The following is a 15813-nucleotide window of genomic DNA, read 5'->3' on the forward strand; positions in this document are numbered from 1 at the left end:
CGTTGAGGATTTTGAGATGAGTGAGGCTGAAGCCCGCCCAACGAACTTTATTCGTCAGATTATTGACGAGGATTTGGCGAGCGGTAAGCACAGCAGTGTGCATACCCGTTTTCCGCCAGAGCCAAATGGTTATCTGCATATCGGCCATGCTAAATCAATCTGCCTGAATTTCGGTATTGCACAAGATTATCAGGGCGAGTGCAATCTGCGTTTTGACGATACCAATCCGGTCAAAGAAGATATGGAGTTCGTCGAATCCATTAAGCGTGACGTGCAGTGGCTGGGTTTTACCTGGAGCGGCGAGGTTCGTTATTCATCTGACTATTTCGACCAGCTTTATCACTATGCCGTTGAACTGATCAACAAAGGCCTGGCCTACGTTGATGAACTGACGCCAGACGAAATTCGTGAATACCGCGGTACCTTAACGGCACCGGGTAAAAACAGCCCTTACCGCGACCGCAGTGTGGAAGAGAACCTCGCGCTGTTTGAAAAAATGCGCAATGGCGAGTTCGCAGAGGGCAAAGCCTGTCTGCGCGCGAAAATCGACATGGCTTCCAGCTTTATCGTCATGCGCGATCCGGTGCTGTACCGCATCAAGTTTGCCGAGCATCATCAAACCGGCAATAAGTGGTGCATCTACCCGATGTACGACTTTACTCACTGCATTTCGGATGCGCTGGAAGGCATTACGCACTCCCTTTGCACGCTGGAATTCCAGGACAACCGCCGCCTGTATGACTGGGTGCTGGATAACATTACTATTCCTGTTCATCCGCGTCAGTATGAGTTTTCGCGCCTGAATCTGGAGTATGCGGTGATGTCAAAACGCAAACTGACGCAGTTGGTCAGCGAGAAGCATGTTGAAGGCTGGGACGATCCGCGCATGTTAACCGTGTCGGGTTTGCGTCGTCGTGGTTACACCGCGGCCTCCATTCGTGAGTTCTGCCGCCGCATTGGTATCACGAAGCAGGACAACATCGTTGAAATGGCTTCGCTGGAATCCTGTATCCGCGACGATCTTAACGAAAATGCGCCGCGGGCGATGGCGGTGCTGGATCCGGTGAAAATTGTGCTGGAAAACCTGCCTGCCGGGCACAATGAAGTGCTCAGCATGCCAAATCATCCTAACAAACCGGAAATGGGCACACGCGATGTTCCCTTTAGCCGCGAGATCTGGATCGATCGTGCCGACTTCCGCGAAGAGGCGAATAAGCAATATAAGCGCCTGGTGCTGGGTAAAGAAGTGCGTCTGCGTAATGCCTATGTCATCCGTGCGGAACGGACCGCGAAAGATGAAGAAGGCAATATCACCTGCATCTACTGCACCTGTGACGTCGATACGCTGAGCAAAGATCCCGCTGATGGTCGTAAAGTCAAAGGGGTTATCCACTGGGTCTCTGCTGAACATGCGCTACCGGCAGAATTCCGTCTGTATGACCGTCTGTTCAGCGTCCCGAATCCGGGTGCGGCGGATGATTTTCTGACGACAATCAATCCGGATTCGTTGGCGATTAAACACGGGTTCGTTGAACCCGGTCTGCGTGACGCAGAAGCCAGTGCGCCTTATCAGTTCGAACGTGAAGGCTATTTCTGCGCTGACAGTGTGTATTCAACACCGTCGCAGTTAGTGTTTAACCGTACTGTTGGTCTGCGCGATACCTGGGCGAAAAACGGCGAATAATTTACGCCGCATGGTCATCAGATGATCGGTAAAGGGCGAGCAATCGCCCTTTTTTATTGGGTGGATTTTTTTTAGCGCCGACATTTGTCCTGAACCCGTTTAATTCGATTAATTTTACTTCTGTGGAATCGCTCTCAGTTTAATTTTTTTAATAACTTTCCCGGTGTGAATTATTTTTTTTCAGGTACGCTAACCCTCTGTAGTCTTTGTTTGCGGGTTAAAAAGGAAAAAAATGACAGTTTTCGCACAGGAAGCCAAACACAGCGTTGTCGTCTTACATCAACTCATTGAACATATTTTTAACCACAGCCGTGACAGTGGTGACAGCTTTCATCTGCTGCTTTCTCATTTTCATCCTGACTTCCAGATGGTCACGCCACAGGGCAAGATGCTGAACCTCAATGAGGTTGAAGAACTCTTTCGCCGCTTACAGGGCGCACGGGAAGGGATGCGCATCGCGACCAGCGAACATGTGATCCTGTCAGAGCACGCTAACGAGGTCACCATTCAGTATCGGGAAGTGCAGATGATGAATGGGGAAAATAAAAGCCGCATTTCCGTTGCGATTCTGGACTGCTCCACCTCGGTGCCCCGCTGGCGCTACCTGCAGGAAACGCTGGTGGCGTGACTGACAGGCACAAAAAAGCCGATGCAGGCATCGGCTTTTTCTTTACCGTCTGACAAACGTTACTTGTCGTGCAGTGTTTCGTCTTCGCGGCAATCGCCCAGGGCACAGTGACCATACAGGTACAGGCTGTGGTTGGTGAGCTTAATACCGTGACGGGTCGCGATATCACGCTGACGCGTTTCAATAGACTCATCACTAAATTCAATGACTTTACCGCAATCCAGACAGATCAGGTGATCGTGATGGTGCTGCTGCGTCAGCTCAAACACCGATTTACCGCCTTCAAAGTTGTGGCGGGTCACAATGCCGGCATCGTCGAACTGGTTCAGTACACGGTAAACCGTGGCCAGTCCAATCTCTTCGCCCATATCAATCAGGCGTTTATACAGATCTTCCGCGCTGACGTGATGGCATGCAGGTTCCTGAAGCACTTCCAGAATTTTGAGTCTGGGCAGGGTGACTTTCAGGCCAGCCTTCTTTAATGCGGTGTTGTTGTCAGTCATGCGGATATTGTCCTGTTACTTTGGTCACTCTTGTGGCATGTAGCCTGTATGTCGATCGACCGCCATTCTCATTTGCGTCTCATTATAGAACTGATGCGCTGAAATGAAAACCGATGCTGCCTGCGATGAAACCGTGGCGATGTTCGCGGTACAAAGCATGGAGGGCGGGCTGGCTACCATTTCGCGTTGTGTCATCTCAATTCCAGGGAAATAAGCAGATGATCGATGCGGGTATTCTACAGACTAAATGCGGAAAGTTACAAAAATGTAGCTATTATTTTTATAGGAAAAGCCATTGATGCAGTGTGGACCAGCGCCCACACTGCGCTCATGGCTATCAGGCTTCGATAATTTCTTTGAGTTGCAGTTCATCGAAGATCTGCTTAACCCACTTGTCGACGCGTTCGTTCGTCAGTTCTGGCTGGCGATCTTCATCAATCGCCAGGCCCAGGAAGTGGTTATCGTCTGCCAGACCTTTTGAGGCCTCGAAGTGGTAGCCCTCGGTTGGCCAGTGGCCCACGATAATGGCACCGTTAGGTTCGATGATGTCACGAATGGTGCCCATCGCGTCACAGAAGTACTCGGCGTAGTCTTCCTGATCGCCACAACCGAACAGCGCCACCAGCTTACCGTTGAAGTCGATCTCTTCCAGCGTCGGGAAAAAGTCATCCCAGTCGCACTGTGCTTCACCATAGTACCAGGTCGGAATACCCAGCAGCAGGATGTCAAAGGCTTCCAGATCTTCTTTAGTGCTTTTCGCGATGTCGTGAACCTCTGCAACGTCTTTGCCCAGTTGTTTCTGGATCATTTTTGCAATGTTTTCGGTGTTACCGGTATCGCTGCCAAAGAAGATGCCTACGATTGCCATGGGTAAAATAACCTCTTAAATCCTGATGATAGAATGAATGCCTGAGCATATTCAGCAAATGATAGCAGACCACGCAAAAGGGCGGAACTTGTAAAGCCACGACATTTGTTTCTGTGTGCGGTTTACGTGCGTTAGTCCAGTTTGAGTTGCGCCAGCAGCATTTGTTCAATTAATTCACTGCGGCTGAGATTACGCTGTTCAGCCAGCGTATTAAGCGCTTCTACCGCCTGGCTGTTCATTTTGAGTTCGACACGGCGAAGCCCGCGCCCTTTGTCACGTTTCAGTTGATTGCGTTTATTGATACGCAGTTGTTCATCACGCGTAAGCGGACTGGTTTTAGGGCGACCAGGGCGACGCTCGTTAGCGAACAGATCGAGCGTCGTGCGGTCAGTGTTTTCTTTTGCCATGGCTTAGTACAACTGAATGGGCGCAAACGGATCGTGCCGCTGCGCAGATTAAATTACTGGCTTTTACCGTGGATACGCGCCCACGGCAAAAATTTAGCGCGCCATCATACTCCAGGCTAACCATGGACGCCAATCCTAAACTTTTACAGCCAGTTAAGCGGGTTTATCGTGCAAAAAACCGGCGAATGCTGCGTAAAACAGCATCAGGTTTTTCGGCGTGGACCCAGTGACCTGCACCGCCAATCACGTGCGCCTGCGCGGCGGGAAACTGTTGCAGTATCGCGTCACGGTACTGATTGTCCAGATAAGGGGAGTCACCACCGCGAATGAACAACGCCGGGTGCGGCCACGCGGGCACCGTTTCCCAGCCGGTGATATGCGCATAGTTGTCCCAGAGCGCTGGAACGTTAAAGCGCCATTCACCGCTACTGAACGATTTCAGGATAAACTGAATCACACCTTCTTCATTAAGATGCTGACGCATAATTTCGGCCGCCTCACTGCGCAGCGTCACGCCCGCGTCGGTGACGGCTCGGATCGCGGCAAAAATTTCGTCGTGGCGGCGCGTCTGATAGTCGACGGGCGCAATGTCGATCATCACCATCTGTTCTATCCGCTCAGGGGCCAGGGCGCTCATCGTCATGGCAATTTTACCGCCCATGGAGTGACCAATGACGGAAAGGCGCGCAATGCCCTGCGCATCAAGCGTGTCCAGCATATCCTGGGCCATAACCTGATAGGTCATCTCGTCAGCGCGCGGAGATAAGCCATGATTACGCACATCAACCTGGATAAGCGGATGGTCATCTTTCAGACCGCGCGCCAGAACGCCGAGGTTATCAAGACTGCCAAACAAACCGTGAATGAGCAGAACGGGTGTGGAATCAGCAGAAGATTGTTCAGTTTGCAGACGGGCATTCAAAATCATAGCAAAGTTCTTAAGTGTGAGACCTGCGCTTAGGTTATCATGGTTTCACCTTTTCAGGTGCGCTGCTTCCGGTGGCATTAGGACATATTCTGACTTTTGCCCCTAAACCGTTTGAATGCTATCAGCCTGTCTGAATTTAACTTTATAATCTTCATGTTAGAACCTGCACACGGCCTGAAACCCCGGTGTTTACCTCTGGATTTTCAGAAAATCGCGGGTTCTGTCGTGAGTCAAAACCGTACGGAATAAGATGAAAACGATCGAAGTTGACGAAGAGCTCTACCGTTATATTGCCAGCCACACGCAACATATTGGCGAAAGCGCATCCGATATTCTGCGCCGTATGCTGAAGTTTACTGCGGGTCAGACAGCCACCGCGACCGAAACACAGCCTGTTGCCGCCTCGCAGCCGTCTAAAACGGCACAGTCGGCAGGGAATGAGTCACGCCCTCAGGATCGTGTTCGTGCAGTGCGCGAGTTGCTGCTTTCTGATGAATATGCAGAGCAGAAGCGGGCGGTAAATCGCTTTATGCTAATCTTGTCAACGCTCTATCGTCTGGATACGGCCGCGTTTGCTGAGGCGACCACCTCCATGCAGGGCCGTACGCGCATCTATTTTGCAGGCGATGAGCACACGCTGCTGCAAAGCGGCACCCATACCAAGCCGAAGCATGTGCCCGGTACGCCGTACTGGGTCATTACGAATACCAATACCGGTCGTAAACGCAGCATGATCGAACACATTATGCTGTCGATGCAGTTCCCATCGGAACTGGCTGAGAAAGTTTGCGGCACCATTTAAACTGAAGCGTCAGGGAGAAGCGCCAATGGCCAATCACCCCCGTGCCGGGCAGCCTGCCCAGCAGAGCGATTTGATTAACGTTGCACAATTAACTTCACAATATTATGTCCTGCAGCCCGATGTGGCGAATCCAGAACATGCGGTGAAATTTGGCACATCAGGCCATCGCGGTAGCGCAGGACGTCACAGCTTTAACGAAAAGCACATTCTGGCGATTGCGCAGGCGATTGCGGAAGAGCGTAAAAAGAACGGTATTACCGGCCCGTGCTATGTGGGTAAAGATACGCACGCGCTGTCTGAGCCCGCGCTGCTGTCCGTGCTGTCCGTGCTGACCGCAAACGGGGTTGATGTGATTGTTCAGCAGGATAACGGTTATACGCCAACGCCTGCGATTTCGAACGCTATCCTTGAACACAACAAATCCGGCGGCCCACTGGCGGATGGCATTGTGATTACGCCGTCGCACAATCCTCCGGAAGATGGCGGCATTAAATACAATCCGCCAAACGGTGGTCCGGCAGATACCAACGTCACCAAAGTGGTGGAAGACCGCGCGAATCAGCTGTTGAAAGACGGCCTTAAAGACGTTAAACGTCTGTCACTGGATCAAGCCTGGGCCAGCGGCCACATCCATGAAAAAGATCTGATTCAGCCTTACGTGGAAGGTCTGTCACAGATCATCGACATTCCTGCGATTCAGAAAGCGGGTCTGAAGATTGGTGTCGATCCGCTTGGCGGTTCCGGGATCGCTTACTGGCAGCGTATCGCTGAGCACTACAAGCTGGATCTGACGCTGGTGAATGACGCTGTCGACCAGACTTTCCGCTTTATGCACCTGGATAAAGATGGTGTGGTGCGCATGGACTGTTCGTCCGAATGCGCCATGGCGGGGCTGCTGGCCTACAAAGACAAATTCGATCTGGCCTTCGGAAACGATCCGGATTATGACCGTCACGGCATTGTTACCCCTGCCGGGCTCATGAATCCAAACCATTATCTGGCCGTTGCGATCAACTATTTGTTCCAGCACCGTCCGCAGTGGGGTCAGGACGTTGCCGTGGGTAAAACCCTCGTGTCCAGTGCGATGATTGACCGGGTCGTGGACGATATTGGCCGCAAACTGGTAGAAGTCCCGGTGGGCTTTAAATGGTTCGTGGATGGCCTGTTTGATGGCAGCTTTGGTTTTGGCGGCGAAGAAAGTGCGGGCGCGTCATTCCTGCGCTTCGACGGCACACCCTGGTCAACCGATAAAGACGGGATCATCCTGTGTCTGCTGGCGGCAGAAATTACGGCCGTAACGGGCAAGAACCCGCAGCAGCACTATGATGAACTGGCTGCACGCTTCGGTGCGCCAAGCTACAACCGTCTGCAGGCACCAGCAACATCAGCGCAGAAAGCCGCATTGTCGAAGCTGTCACCTGAAATGGTCAGTGCAGATACGCTGGCGGGCGATCCGATTACCGCGCGCTTAACGGCCGCTCCCGGTAACGGCGCGTCTATCGGTGGACTGAAAGTCATGACGGAAAACGGCTGGTTCGCTGCGCGTCCATCGGGCACCGAAGACGCGTATAAGATCTACTGTGAAAGCTTCCTGGGCGCAGAGCACCGTGCGCAGATCGAGAAAGAAGCCGTCGAGATTGTCAGTGAAGTGCTGAAAAACGCCTGATAAATCTGTTAAATAAAAAAAAGCGCCGCTGGCGCTTTTTTTTATGGCATGAACCGATAGCCGATACCGGTTTCCGTCAGCAGGTGAACGGGTTGGGTCGGATTGGCTTCAAGCTTTTGACGCAGATGGCCCATATAAATGCGTAGATAATGGCTGTGTTCGACAGCGTTGGGTCCCCAGACCTGATTCAGCAGCTGACGCTGCGTCAGAACTTTCCCCGCATTATTCAGTAAGGTGGTCAGCAAACGAAATTCGATGGGCGTAAGGTGAACTTCTTCGCCCGCGCGCAGCACACGACGTGCGGCAATATCGACGACCACGTCGGCGAAGCTGACCTTCGGATCGGGGTGCTTCCCGGCATGACGCCGCAGGGCGACCCGAACACGCGCCAGCAGTTCACCAATCCCAAAAGGTTTAGTCAGGTAATCATCGGCACCAGCATCCAGTGCGTCAATTTTGTCCTGCTCGTCAGTACGGGCAGAGAGAACAATAACCGGCAGCGTGCTCCACTGACGGAGTTCACCAATAAACGTCTTGCCGTCGCCATCAGGTAAACCCAGATCAAGGATGACTAAATCGGGCTTTCGCGTGGCGGCTTCGATCAGCCCACGTTGCAGCGTCTCAGCATCGAAAACCTTCAGGCCTTCACTTTCCAGCGCGAGGCGCACGAAGCGGCGAATTTCTTTCTCATCTTCAATGATTAAAACCGTGGTCACACCAATCCTGCCATTGCCTGAAAAGGGAAAACACACTGTATCAACTTTTCTGGCGTTCGTCCGTGTTGCCATGAAATCCGTTGAAGGATCACCTCTGTAACTCATAATTAACCTGGGTATAACGGCCAGATAAACTTACCCGTGCAGAACAAAAAAGACGCAAATTTAGTGGTCAGATGAGTAGTAAAATCATCCAACCCGGCGTAATATTAGACGCAGATCACATTTATGACGTTTTTTTACTCAGGAGGCTGCTATGTACCGCACCTATCCACTTCACAAAATTATTTTGCGCCGAACGCTGGTCATCCTGTCAGGTCTGCTCGCTCTGCCGGTTATGCTGTTTCGTCAGGATCGGGCGCGCTTCTACAGCTACCTGCATCGGATGTGGTGCAAAACCAGCGCCAAACCGGTCTGGCTGGCGCAGTCTGAAGCAGCGGCGGGTATTTTCTGGTAAGTCCCTGCTGTGCGGTTGATTTTACGCCGCGCAGGCAGGGGGACAAATCCCGACAGAGGGGATTGCCAGCGTTTTCAGACGTGCTTATCTGTTTCCACCTGAAGTGTGCTGTGGCCCGGTGTTAAGGGCGACACAGCGCCTCTTTTTTCCCTGTTCGTTCCGTCACGTAGCTTAGTTGCGCCTTAGCTTTGCGCCAGTGAAGCAGGAAACCTTCTCAGTGTCCGGGCAAGCCGCCCCGTCCGCCAGTGCCCGTTCACGGGCAACCCTTCCTTATTATCTGACCGGCGGCCCCGACGGGCAGCGCACTTTACGCGCTTCAGAACCCGCTGCAATATCGCCCACAGGCAGAAGCACTGACGGCAGACCGCTAGCGTTTAGGCACCGGCGGGGCAAACTGCAGCGCGCCTGCGATACGGTTCCAGGCATTGATCGCGGCAACAGCCGAGGTAAGAAACGCGATTTCCTGTTTATCGAAGACGCGGCTGACCTCAGCATACACCGCATCAGAAACCGGCTGCTGAGCCATTAAGGTCAGGGCCTCTGTCCAGGCCAGCGCCGCACATTCCCGCTCCGAATAGATACCGGCTTCGCGCCATACGGCGACCAGATCCATTTTTACCGGACTCAAATCGGTCTTACGCGCCAGATTGAGATGGTACTGGAGGCAAAAAGCGCACGCATTCAGCTGTGAAGCGCGCAGTTTGATCAGCTCAGTGAGCGATTTTTCCAGCCCGGAATCGTCAACGGCTTTGCCCAGCATCGCTAAGGCTGCCACCACATCGGGTGCGGTATGTTCGAACGAAGACCAGTCGCTGCGACGGTGATTAAGCGATGTCACGATATACCTCATCTGTTAATATAAGAATTCGAACAACAATATACGAACTCTTATATTATGCGCAAGTCAGATCTGCAGAGCACCATCATCCCCGAACCCGGTGAAGGAAAACGCGGTGAGTCAGGCCATATTGGTTATCTGCTGCGGCAGGCCCATGCGGCTCATAAAATCAGAATGGAAAATGCGCTGAAGGATAAAGGCGTCACGTTGCCGCAATTTTCGGTGCTGACCATGCTTGCGGCCTATCCCGGCGCATCGGGTGCCGACCTTGCGCGTCTGTCGCTGCTGACGCCACAGACGATGAGCATCATTGTGGCGAATCTGGAGCGGGCCGGAATGATTCGTCGTCGTCCGCACGCGGTGCACGGCAGAATTCAGGTGATTGAGATTGCTGACGCCGGGCGTGAGGTTCTCGCGCAGTGCAAAGTAGCGGTTCAGTCGGTTGAGGCCAGCCTGCTTTCGGGTGTCACGCCTGAGGATGAAAAGGTGATTCGGCGCTGGCTGGTCAGCGTGGCAGTGGGAGAATAAACCGTTAAAAAAGACCACGGGCTGGTCATCTGAAAGGCTTCGCGGCGTTCACTTTTGCTACACAGAATCTGTACCATCCCGGTCGTTTTACGCTACACTTAAACCTCTACAAGTTTTCGGAGGTTGTACAAGTATGAGCGAAAAAATTCCCGTTGGGATCAGCGCTTGCCTGCTTGGTGAGAGCGTCAGATTTGATGGCGGCCACAAGCGGCTCGCGTTCGCCACTGAGCAACTGACGCCTTTTGTTCGTTTCGAACCCGTTTGCCCTGAAATGGCGATTGGGCTGCCCACGCCGCGCCCGGCGCTGCGCTTAGTTAAGCAGAGCGACGACGATGAACTGCACCTTTGCTTCAGCAAAGAGGGCGGCGATGACATCACCGATAAGATGCGCGACTGGTCCGAAAAACGCGTGAAATCGCTGCATCACCTGTGCGGCTACATACTGTGTGCAAAATCACCCAGTTGCGGGATGGAGCGCGTGCGTATCTACGAGCCCGCTACCAATAATAACCGTAAAGCGGGAACCGGTATATTTACCCGTTTTCTGCAACGTGAAATGCCCTGGTTACCGCTCGAAGAAGACGGGCGTCTGAACGATCCGACATTACGTGAAAACTTTATCGGCCGGATTTGCGCGCTGCACGAGTTTCATGAAATGTGGAAAAAGGGGCTGACCCGTCATGGCCTGATTGCCTTCCACAGCCAGTATAAATTGTTACTGCTGGCGCATTCGCAAAAAAAATACCGTGAACTGGGCCCCTTTGTTGCCTCGATGAACCAGTGGGAGTCACTGGATGCGTTTGCCTTCGAGTACCGCAACCGCCTTATGGATCTGATGTCACAACCGGCCTCACGCACTAACCACACCAATGTGTTGATGCATGTTCAGGGTTATTTCCGCAGTCAACTGAGTTCGCCGCAACGTAGAGAACTGACGTCACTGATTGATTGTTACCGTCAGGGCACGCAACCGTTACTGGCGCCGATTACGATTCTTAAGCACTACATGGCTGAATATCCTCATCCGTGGCTGACGCAGCAGCGCTACTTCGATCCTTACCCGGAAGCGCTGCGCCTGCGCTACGGACAATGAGTCGGGAGCATGATGACGACCCATCTTGTCTGGTTCCGTAATGACCTGCGCATCAATGATAACCTTGCGCTGCATGCCGCCTGCAGCAAGTCAGATGCCCGTGTCATAGCACTGTTTATTGCCACGCCGGGACAGTGGCAGCAACACGATATGGCCCCCCGGCAGGCCGCGTTTATTCACCAGAATCTCTGCAGCCTGCAGGCATCACTGGCCGAAAAAGGCATCCCGCTGCATGTTCATCAGTGTGATGATTTCGCTGCCAGCGTGGATTTTCTCGTCACGTTTTGTGAACAGCAAAACGTTGATCAACTGTTTTATAACTACCAGTATGAATTTAACGAACGTCAGCGCGATGCGCAGGCGGAAAAGCGGTTAGATGAAGCGGACGTGATCTGTCAGGGGTTTGATGACAGCGTACTTTTGTCGCCCGGCAGTATCCAGACCGGCGATGGTGAGATGTACAAAGTGTTTACCCCGTTCAGCAAAGCCTTTATTCGTCGCCTGCAGCAGGGGTTGCCTGAGTGTGTACCGGCGCCTAAAGCCCGGGATGGCGCGCCCCTGAACACACCAGAAGCGATTTCGCCGTTTGATTACGACCATGCTGAGGTTGATGATGCGCTGTTTCCGGCTGGTGAACAGGCGGCGATTAAGCGGCTACGTGCGTTTGCGCAACATACCGTGCTGGATTACCCAAAGCAGCGTGACCTGCCTGCGCGCGACAGCACCAGCCGGTTATCGGCTTACCTGACCATCGGCGTGCTTTCACCGCGCCAGTGTCTGCATCGGGTGTTGCATGAACATCCCGGGGCGCTGGAAGGCAGCCCGGCGGCCGTCTGGATCAATGAACTCATCTGGCGTGAGTTCTATCGCCATCTCATCGTTGCGTTTCCCCGACTGTGTAAGCATCAGCCTTTTGTCCACTGGACGCGGCATGTCGCGTGGCAACGAAACGAGGCGCATTTTGACGCCTGGAAAGCCGGGAAAACCGGTTATCCCATCGTCGATGCGGCCATGCGACAGATGTTGCAGACCGGCTGGATGCATAACCGGCTTCGCATGATCACGGCCAGTTTTCTGGTAAAGGATCTGTTAATCGACTGGCGTGAAGGCGAGCGCTATTTCATGCAGCAGCTTATCGATGGCGACCTGGCCGCCAATAACGGCGGCTGGCAGTGGGCGGCGTCCACGGGGACCGATGCCGCGCCGTATTTCCGCATTTTTAACCCTACGACGCAAAGTGAGCGTTTCGATGAACAGGGTGATTTTATTCGTCACTACCTGCCCGAACTGAAAGACGTGCCGGACAGTGCGATTCATCAGCCGCACGAATGGGCGCGGAAAAACAACAAGACACTCGATTATCCAACACCGATCGTGGAACATAAGGATGCACGTAAAAAGACACTCGACGCCTTCGAGCGCGCAAAAAATGCGGCCTGAGGTGGCAAGGAGCAGAAATGAATCACTATGCGTTAGAAAAAATCGTTAACGATCAGCTGGCAACCCATACCTTCAGCGATTATGCGCCAAACGGGCTACAGGTCGAAGGCCGACCTGAAGTGAAAACGATCGTTACCGGCGTGACCGCCTGCCAGGCGCTGCTGGATGAAGCGGTGGCGCTCAAAGCCGATGCGGTGCTGGTACATCACGGTTATTTCTGGAAAAGTGAACCGGCGGTGATTAAAGGCATGAAACGCCAGCGTCTGCGCACGCTACTGGCAAACGATATTAACCTTTACGGCTGGCACCTGCCGCTGGATGCGCACCCTCAGCTGGGCAATAACGCGCAGTTGGCTAAGCTGCTGGGTATTAACGTGATGGGCGAGATTATGCCGCTGGTGCCCTGGGGTGAACTGACTCAACCTGTGAGCGGCCATGCGTTGGCACAGCGTATTACTGAGGTGCTGGGACGGGAGCCGCTTCACTGTGGTGATAATGCGCCAGCAGCGATCCGTCGTGTTGCCTGGTGCAGTGGCGGCGGTCAGGGATTTATTGATAATGCGGCCGCCTTTGGCGTAGATGCCTTTATTACGGGCGAGGTCTCTGAGCAAACCATTCACAGCGCCCGTGAACAAGGCCTGCACTTTTTCGCCGCAGGCCACCATGCCACCGAACGCGCGGGTATTCGGGCGTTGGGTGAATGGCTGGCGGAGCATCATGGCCTGGATGTCACGTTTATTGATATTCCCAATCCCGCCTGATCCCCCTGGGTTCTGACATCTGCGCAGAACCCAAACCTGTTGACACATTACCGTCACTTTCGCATAACTACCTTCCTGGGTTGTAAAACACATTTGGCTTTTGCGCGCCAGAATCCTGTCTGAGCACCGCAAAGCTGTTTACCAGGAGGTACGTGTTGCAAAAAACACGATGCTATATGCTGGGCGAGCGCGCGGTGGTACTGGAGTTGTCTCCGCCCGTTTCGCTGGCCAGTCAGCAGCGAATCTGGCATCTGTGCCAGCGTTTGCAGTCACACGACGCGACCCGGGAAGTGATTCCCGGCATGAACAACCTGACGCTGCTGTTACGGGAGCCGCCCAGAGATGCCCGACAGGCGACGGCGCAACTTGAACAGTGGTGGCAGGAAAGTGAGGCGCAGGACACAGAGTCGCGCCTTGTGACCTTACCGGTCATCTATGGCGGCGAGGCGGGGCCGGACTTGCGTCAGGTGGCCGACCACGCCGGCATGACGGAAAAGCAGGTCGTCGCGTTACACAGCAGCACGGATTACGCGGTTTTCTTTATTGGTTTTCAGCCCGGCTTTCCTTACCTGGCCGGCCTGGATGCGCGCCTGCATATGCCGCGCCGCGCCGAACCGCGCGTTGCGGTTCCGGCTGGATCGGTGGGCATCGGCGGCAGCCAGACCGGTGTTTATCCGCTGGTCTCACCAGGCGGCTGGCAGTTGATTGGCAGGACGCAGGTCGCGCTTTTCACACCCAGCCAGCAGTCGCCAACCTTACTTCGTCCGGGTGACAATGTCCGGTTTGTGCCGCAAAAGGAAGGGATATGTTAAACATTCTTCGCGCGGGTCTGGCAACCAGCATTCAGGATTTCGGACGCTATCACTGGCGACAGTATGGCATCGGCGTCAGTGGTGTTCTGGATCAACCCGCCATGATCACAGCCAATCTGCTGGCAGGCAATCCGCCGGGCAGCGCCGTGCTGGAGATTGTCCTCGGACAGTTTAAAGCGGAATTCCGTCGGGATGGGTGGTTTGCACTAACGGGAGCGGGTTGTCAGGCCGAACTGGATGGCAAGCCTGTCTGGACAGGCTGGCGTTTACCGGTAAAAAAAGGGCAGGTCCTGGTGTTGAAGAAACCGATTCACGGCATGCGCAGCTACCTGGCTGTGCACGGTGGATTCGCTATTCCGCCAGTGCTGGGCTCATGCAGCACCGACATCAAGGCCGGTTTTGGCGGCTTTGAGGGGCGGACGCTGCAGGACGGCGACGTCATTCCGCTAGGCAAACCGCAACAGCACTTCACGAGCAAAAAAGGCGTGCGCCAGTTGCTCTGGGGTAACCGTATTCGGGCGTTACCCGGACCGGAATACCATGAATTCAGCGAAGCGTCACAACAGGCGTTCTGGCGAGCAGCCTGGAAGCTGAACCCTCAAAGTAATCGCATGGGCTACCGTTTGCAGGGCCCTGCTTTGCAACGCGACGTGCCGCGCGAGTTGTTATCGCATGGTCTGGTGCCCGGCGTCATTCAGGTGCCTGGAAACGGTCAGCCGATCGTCCTGCTGGCGGATGCACAGACCACCGGCGGCTATCCACGTATCGCCTGCGTCATTGAATGCGATCTTTATCATCTGGCGCAGATTCGTCTGGGCGAGCCGATTCATTTTATGCCCTGTACGCCCGAAGAGGCGCTGGCGGCAACGCGACAGCAGCAGCACGTATTGGGGCAAATGGCCTGGGGACTGGCAAATGAAAATTGATTTAAACGCCGATCTGGGCGAGGGGAGCAGCAGCGATCGTGCGCTGTTGCAGCTGGTGAGTTCCGCCAACATCGCCTGCGGCTTTCACGCAGGCGACGCGCAGATGATGTTGCAGGCCATTCGCTGGGCCAGCGAATTTGGCGTGGCGATTGGCGCGCATCCCAGCTTTCCCGATCGTGAAAACTTTGGCCGCAGTGCGATGCAACTGCCGCCGGAAACCGTCTATGCGCAAATCATCTATCAGGTTGGTGCGCTCAAAAGTCTGGCGGAAAGCGAAGGGCAGTCGCTTGTTCACGTTAAGCCTCACGGTATGTTGTATAACCAGGCGGCGGCGGATGCCACGCTGGCCGAGGCGATTGTGCGAGCCGTCAAAGCCGTCGATGCCCGGCTGATCATGGTAGGGCTGGCTAACAGTGAGTTGATTCGCGCGGCGGCCCATCACGGCCTGAAAACCCGGGAGGAGGTGTTTGCCGATCGCGGCTATCTCAGCAGCGGCGCGCTGGTGCCCCGTGGCCAGCCCGGCGCATTGATTGAAGAGGAAGACCAGGCGATTCAGCAAACCCTGATGATGGTGCGACAGGGGCAGGTCATCAGTGTGACCGGTGAGGCGGTTCAGGTGAACGCAGAAACCGTCTGCCTGCATGGTGACGGGGCGCATGCACTGACGTTTGCGCAACGTCTGCGTGCCAGCTTTGCCAGCCATGCTATCACCGTCACCAGTCAATAAAAAAACGGCATAACCAGCCTGAACGTCTC

At 54.2% G+C, this 15813-nt stretch carries 19 protein-coding genes; 12 read left to right on the forward strand and 7 right to left on the reverse strand.

Annotation, left to right across the window (positions count from 1 at the left end; translation table 11 throughout):
* Positions 1-16: 16 nt before the first annotated feature.
* Both glnS and G5574_RS19255 read left to right on the forward strand, forming a co-directional pair.
* On the forward strand, positions 17-1684 hold the full coding sequence (glnS, locus tag G5574_RS19250; protein ID WP_006118428.1) for a glutamine--tRNA ligase: 1668 nt from the start codon (positions 17-19) through the stop codon (positions 1682-1684).
* A gap of 232 nt (positions 1685-1916) precedes the next feature.
* On the forward strand, positions 1917-2312 hold the full coding sequence (locus G5574_RS19255; protein WP_033739315.1) for a hypothetical protein: 396 nt from the start codon (positions 1917-1919) through the stop codon (positions 2310-2312).
* A 59-nt stretch (positions 2313-2371) separates the two neighbouring features.
* Here the strand turns inward: G5574_RS19255 and fur are convergent, their stop codons facing one another.
* The 5 genes from fur to ybfF form a co-directional block, all read right to left on the reverse strand.
* Positions 2372-2815, reverse strand: a complete 444-nt coding sequence (fur, locus tag G5574_RS19260) for a ferric iron uptake transcriptional regulator (RefSeq protein ID WP_033739317.1) — start codon at positions 2813-2815, stop codon at positions 2372-2374.
* Positions 2816-2839: 24 nt separating this feature from the next.
* Positions 2840-3010, reverse strand: coding sequence for a hypothetical protein (locus tag G5574_RS19265; RefSeq protein WP_158281339.1), 171 nt, complete (start codon positions 3008-3010; stop codon positions 2840-2842).
* 142 nt (positions 3011-3152) lie between these two features.
* Positions 3153-3683, reverse strand: a complete 531-nt coding sequence (fldA, locus tag G5574_RS19270; protein WP_006118431.1) for a flavodoxin FldA — start codon at positions 3681-3683, stop codon at positions 3153-3155.
* A 131-nt stretch (positions 3684-3814) separates the two neighbouring features.
* Positions 3815-4090, reverse strand: a complete 276-nt coding sequence (gene ybfE, locus G5574_RS19275; protein ID WP_006118432.1) for a LexA regulated protein — start codon at positions 4088-4090, stop codon at positions 3815-3817.
* A 163-nt stretch (positions 4091-4253) separates the two neighbouring features.
* Positions 4254-5018 (reverse strand): esterase, encoded by a 765-nt coding sequence (gene ybfF, locus G5574_RS19280; RefSeq protein WP_033739319.1) that lies wholly within the window; start codon positions 5016-5018, stop codon positions 4254-4256.
* Positions 5019-5268: 250 nt separating this feature from the next.
* On the opposite strand from ybfF, the gene seqA reads away from it, so the two are divergent.
* Positions 5269-5820, forward strand: coding sequence for a replication initiation negative regulator SeqA (gene seqA / locus G5574_RS19285; protein WP_006118434.1), 552 nt, complete (start codon positions 5269-5271; stop codon positions 5818-5820).
* A gap of 25 nt (positions 5821-5845) precedes the next feature.
* The gene (gene pgm / locus G5574_RS19290) at positions 5846-7486 is read left to right on the forward strand and encodes a phosphoglucomutase (alpha-D-glucose-1,6-bisphosphate-dependent) (RefSeq protein ID WP_033739321.1); all 1641 of its coding nucleotides are present in this window, start codon (positions 5846-5848) and stop codon (positions 7484-7486) included.
* A gap of 41 nt (positions 7487-7527) precedes the next feature.
* Here pgm and kdpE read toward each other — a convergent pair whose 3' ends face one another.
* On the reverse strand, positions 7528-8202 hold the full coding sequence (gene kdpE, locus G5574_RS19295; protein ID WP_006118436.1) for a two-component system response regulator KdpE: 675 nt from the start codon (positions 8200-8202) through the stop codon (positions 7528-7530).
* A gap of 256 nt (positions 8203-8458) precedes the next feature.
* Here kdpE and G5574_RS19300 point away from each other — a divergent pair, with 256 nt between their 5' ends.
* Positions 8459-8659, forward strand: a complete 201-nt coding sequence (locus tag G5574_RS19300; protein ID WP_054634317.1) for a YbfA family protein — start codon at positions 8459-8461, stop codon at positions 8657-8659.
* 367 nt (positions 8660-9026) lie between these two features.
* Here the strand turns inward: G5574_RS19300 and G5574_RS19305 are convergent, their stop codons facing one another.
* Positions 9027-9497: a carboxymuconolactone decarboxylase family protein gene (locus tag G5574_RS19305; RefSeq protein ID WP_110267778.1), complete on the reverse strand. Its 471-nt coding sequence runs from the start codon at positions 9495-9497 to the stop codon at positions 9027-9029.
* A gap of 57 nt (positions 9498-9554) precedes the next feature.
* Between G5574_RS19305 and G5574_RS19310 the strand changes: the two genes are divergently transcribed.
* From G5574_RS19310 to pxpA, 7 genes are all read left to right on the forward strand, one after another.
* Positions 9555-10025, forward strand: coding sequence for a MarR family winged helix-turn-helix transcriptional regulator (locus tag G5574_RS19310; RefSeq protein WP_164483058.1), 471 nt, complete (start codon positions 9555-9557; stop codon positions 10023-10025).
* A 133-nt stretch (positions 10026-10158) separates the two neighbouring features.
* The gene (locus G5574_RS19315; RefSeq protein ID WP_164483059.1) at positions 10159-11118 is read left to right on the forward strand and encodes a YbgA family protein; all 960 of its coding nucleotides are present in this window, start codon (positions 10159-10161) and stop codon (positions 11116-11118) included.
* A gap of 12 nt (positions 11119-11130) precedes the next feature.
* Positions 11131-12558, forward strand: a complete 1428-nt coding sequence (gene phrB / locus G5574_RS19320) for a deoxyribodipyrimidine photo-lyase (protein ID WP_164483264.1) — start codon at positions 11131-11133, stop codon at positions 12556-12558.
* Positions 12559-12575: 17 nt separating this feature from the next.
* Positions 12576-13319, forward strand: coding sequence for a type 2 GTP cyclohydrolase I (locus tag G5574_RS19325; RefSeq protein WP_164483060.1), 744 nt, complete (start codon positions 12576-12578; stop codon positions 13317-13319).
* Positions 13320-13474: 155 nt separating this feature from the next.
* A complete protein-coding gene (gene pxpB / locus G5574_RS19330) occupies positions 13475-14131 on the forward strand; it encodes a 5-oxoprolinase subunit PxpB (protein ID WP_133745302.1) in 657 nt (218 codons plus the stop codon).
* Positions 14125-15057, forward strand: a complete 933-nt coding sequence (gene pxpC / locus G5574_RS19335; RefSeq protein ID WP_039337974.1) for a 5-oxoprolinase subunit PxpC — start codon at positions 14125-14127, stop codon at positions 15055-15057. Before pxpB ends, pxpC begins: the two co-directional genes overlap by 7 nt.
* Positions 15047-15784: a 5-oxoprolinase subunit PxpA gene (pxpA, locus tag G5574_RS19340; RefSeq protein WP_133745082.1), complete on the forward strand. Its 738-nt coding sequence runs from the start codon at positions 15047-15049 to the stop codon at positions 15782-15784. The genes pxpC and pxpA overlap by 11 nt, the downstream gene beginning before the upstream one ends.
* The last annotated feature ends 29 nt before the right edge of the window (positions 15785-15813 follow it).

The organism is Pantoea stewartii, assembly GCF_011044475.1.
GTDB classification, from domain to species: Bacteria; Pseudomonadota; Gammaproteobacteria; order Enterobacterales; family Enterobacteriaceae; genus Pantoea; species Pantoea stewartii.

Excerpts from the sequence above, each read along its gene's own strand:
- pxpC (WP_039337974.1), top strand. The coding sequence starts at position 14,125 with ATGTTAAACATTCTTCGCGCGGGTCTGGCAACCAGCATTCAGGATTTC.
- G5574_RS19310 (WP_164483058.1), top strand. The coding sequence starts at position 9,555 with ATGCGCAAGTCAGATCTGCAGAGCACCATCATCCCCGAACCCGGTGAA.
- G5574_RS19325 (WP_164483060.1), top strand. The coding sequence starts at position 12,576 with ATGAATCACTATGCGTTAGAAAAAATCGTTAACGATCAGCTGGCAACC.
- ybfF (WP_033739319.1), bottom strand. The coding sequence starts at position 5,018 with ATGATTTTGAATGCCCGTCTGCAAACTGAACAATCTTCTGCTGATTCC.
- G5574_RS19265 (WP_158281339.1), bottom strand. The coding sequence starts at position 3,010 with ATGACACAACGCGAAATGGTAGCCAGCCCGCCCTCCATGCTTTGTACC.
- seqA (WP_006118434.1), top strand. The coding sequence starts at position 5,269 with ATGAAAACGATCGAAGTTGACGAAGAGCTCTACCGTTATATTGCCAGC.
- fur (WP_033739317.1), bottom strand. The coding sequence starts at position 2,815 with ATGACTGACAACAACACCGCATTAAAGAAGGCTGGCCTGAAAGTCACC.
- G5574_RS19315 (WP_164483059.1), top strand. The coding sequence starts at position 10,159 with ATGAGCGAAAAAATTCCCGTTGGGATCAGCGCTTGCCTGCTTGGTGAG.
- glnS (WP_006118428.1), top strand. The coding sequence starts at position 17 with ATGAGTGAGGCTGAAGCCCGCCCAACGAACTTTATTCGTCAGATTATT.
- G5574_RS19255 (WP_033739315.1), top strand. The coding sequence starts at position 1,917 with ATGACAGTTTTCGCACAGGAAGCCAAACACAGCGTTGTCGTCTTACAT.
- G5574_RS19300 (WP_054634317.1), top strand. The coding sequence starts at position 8,459 with ATGTACCGCACCTATCCACTTCACAAAATTATTTTGCGCCGAACGCTG.
- pgm (WP_033739321.1), top strand. The coding sequence starts at position 5,846 with ATGGCCAATCACCCCCGTGCCGGGCAGCCTGCCCAGCAGAGCGATTTG.
- fldA (WP_006118431.1), bottom strand. The coding sequence starts at position 3,683 with ATGGCAATCGTAGGCATCTTCTTTGGCAGCGATACCGGTAACACCGAA.
- pxpA (WP_133745082.1), top strand. The coding sequence starts at position 15,047 with ATGAAAATTGATTTAAACGCCGATCTGGGCGAGGGGAGCAGCAGCGAT.
- phrB (WP_164483264.1), top strand. The coding sequence starts at position 11,131 with ATGACGACCCATCTTGTCTGGTTCCGTAATGACCTGCGCATCAATGAT.
- ybfE (WP_006118432.1), bottom strand. The coding sequence starts at position 4,090 with ATGGCAAAAGAAAACACTGACCGCACGACGCTCGATCTGTTCGCTAAC.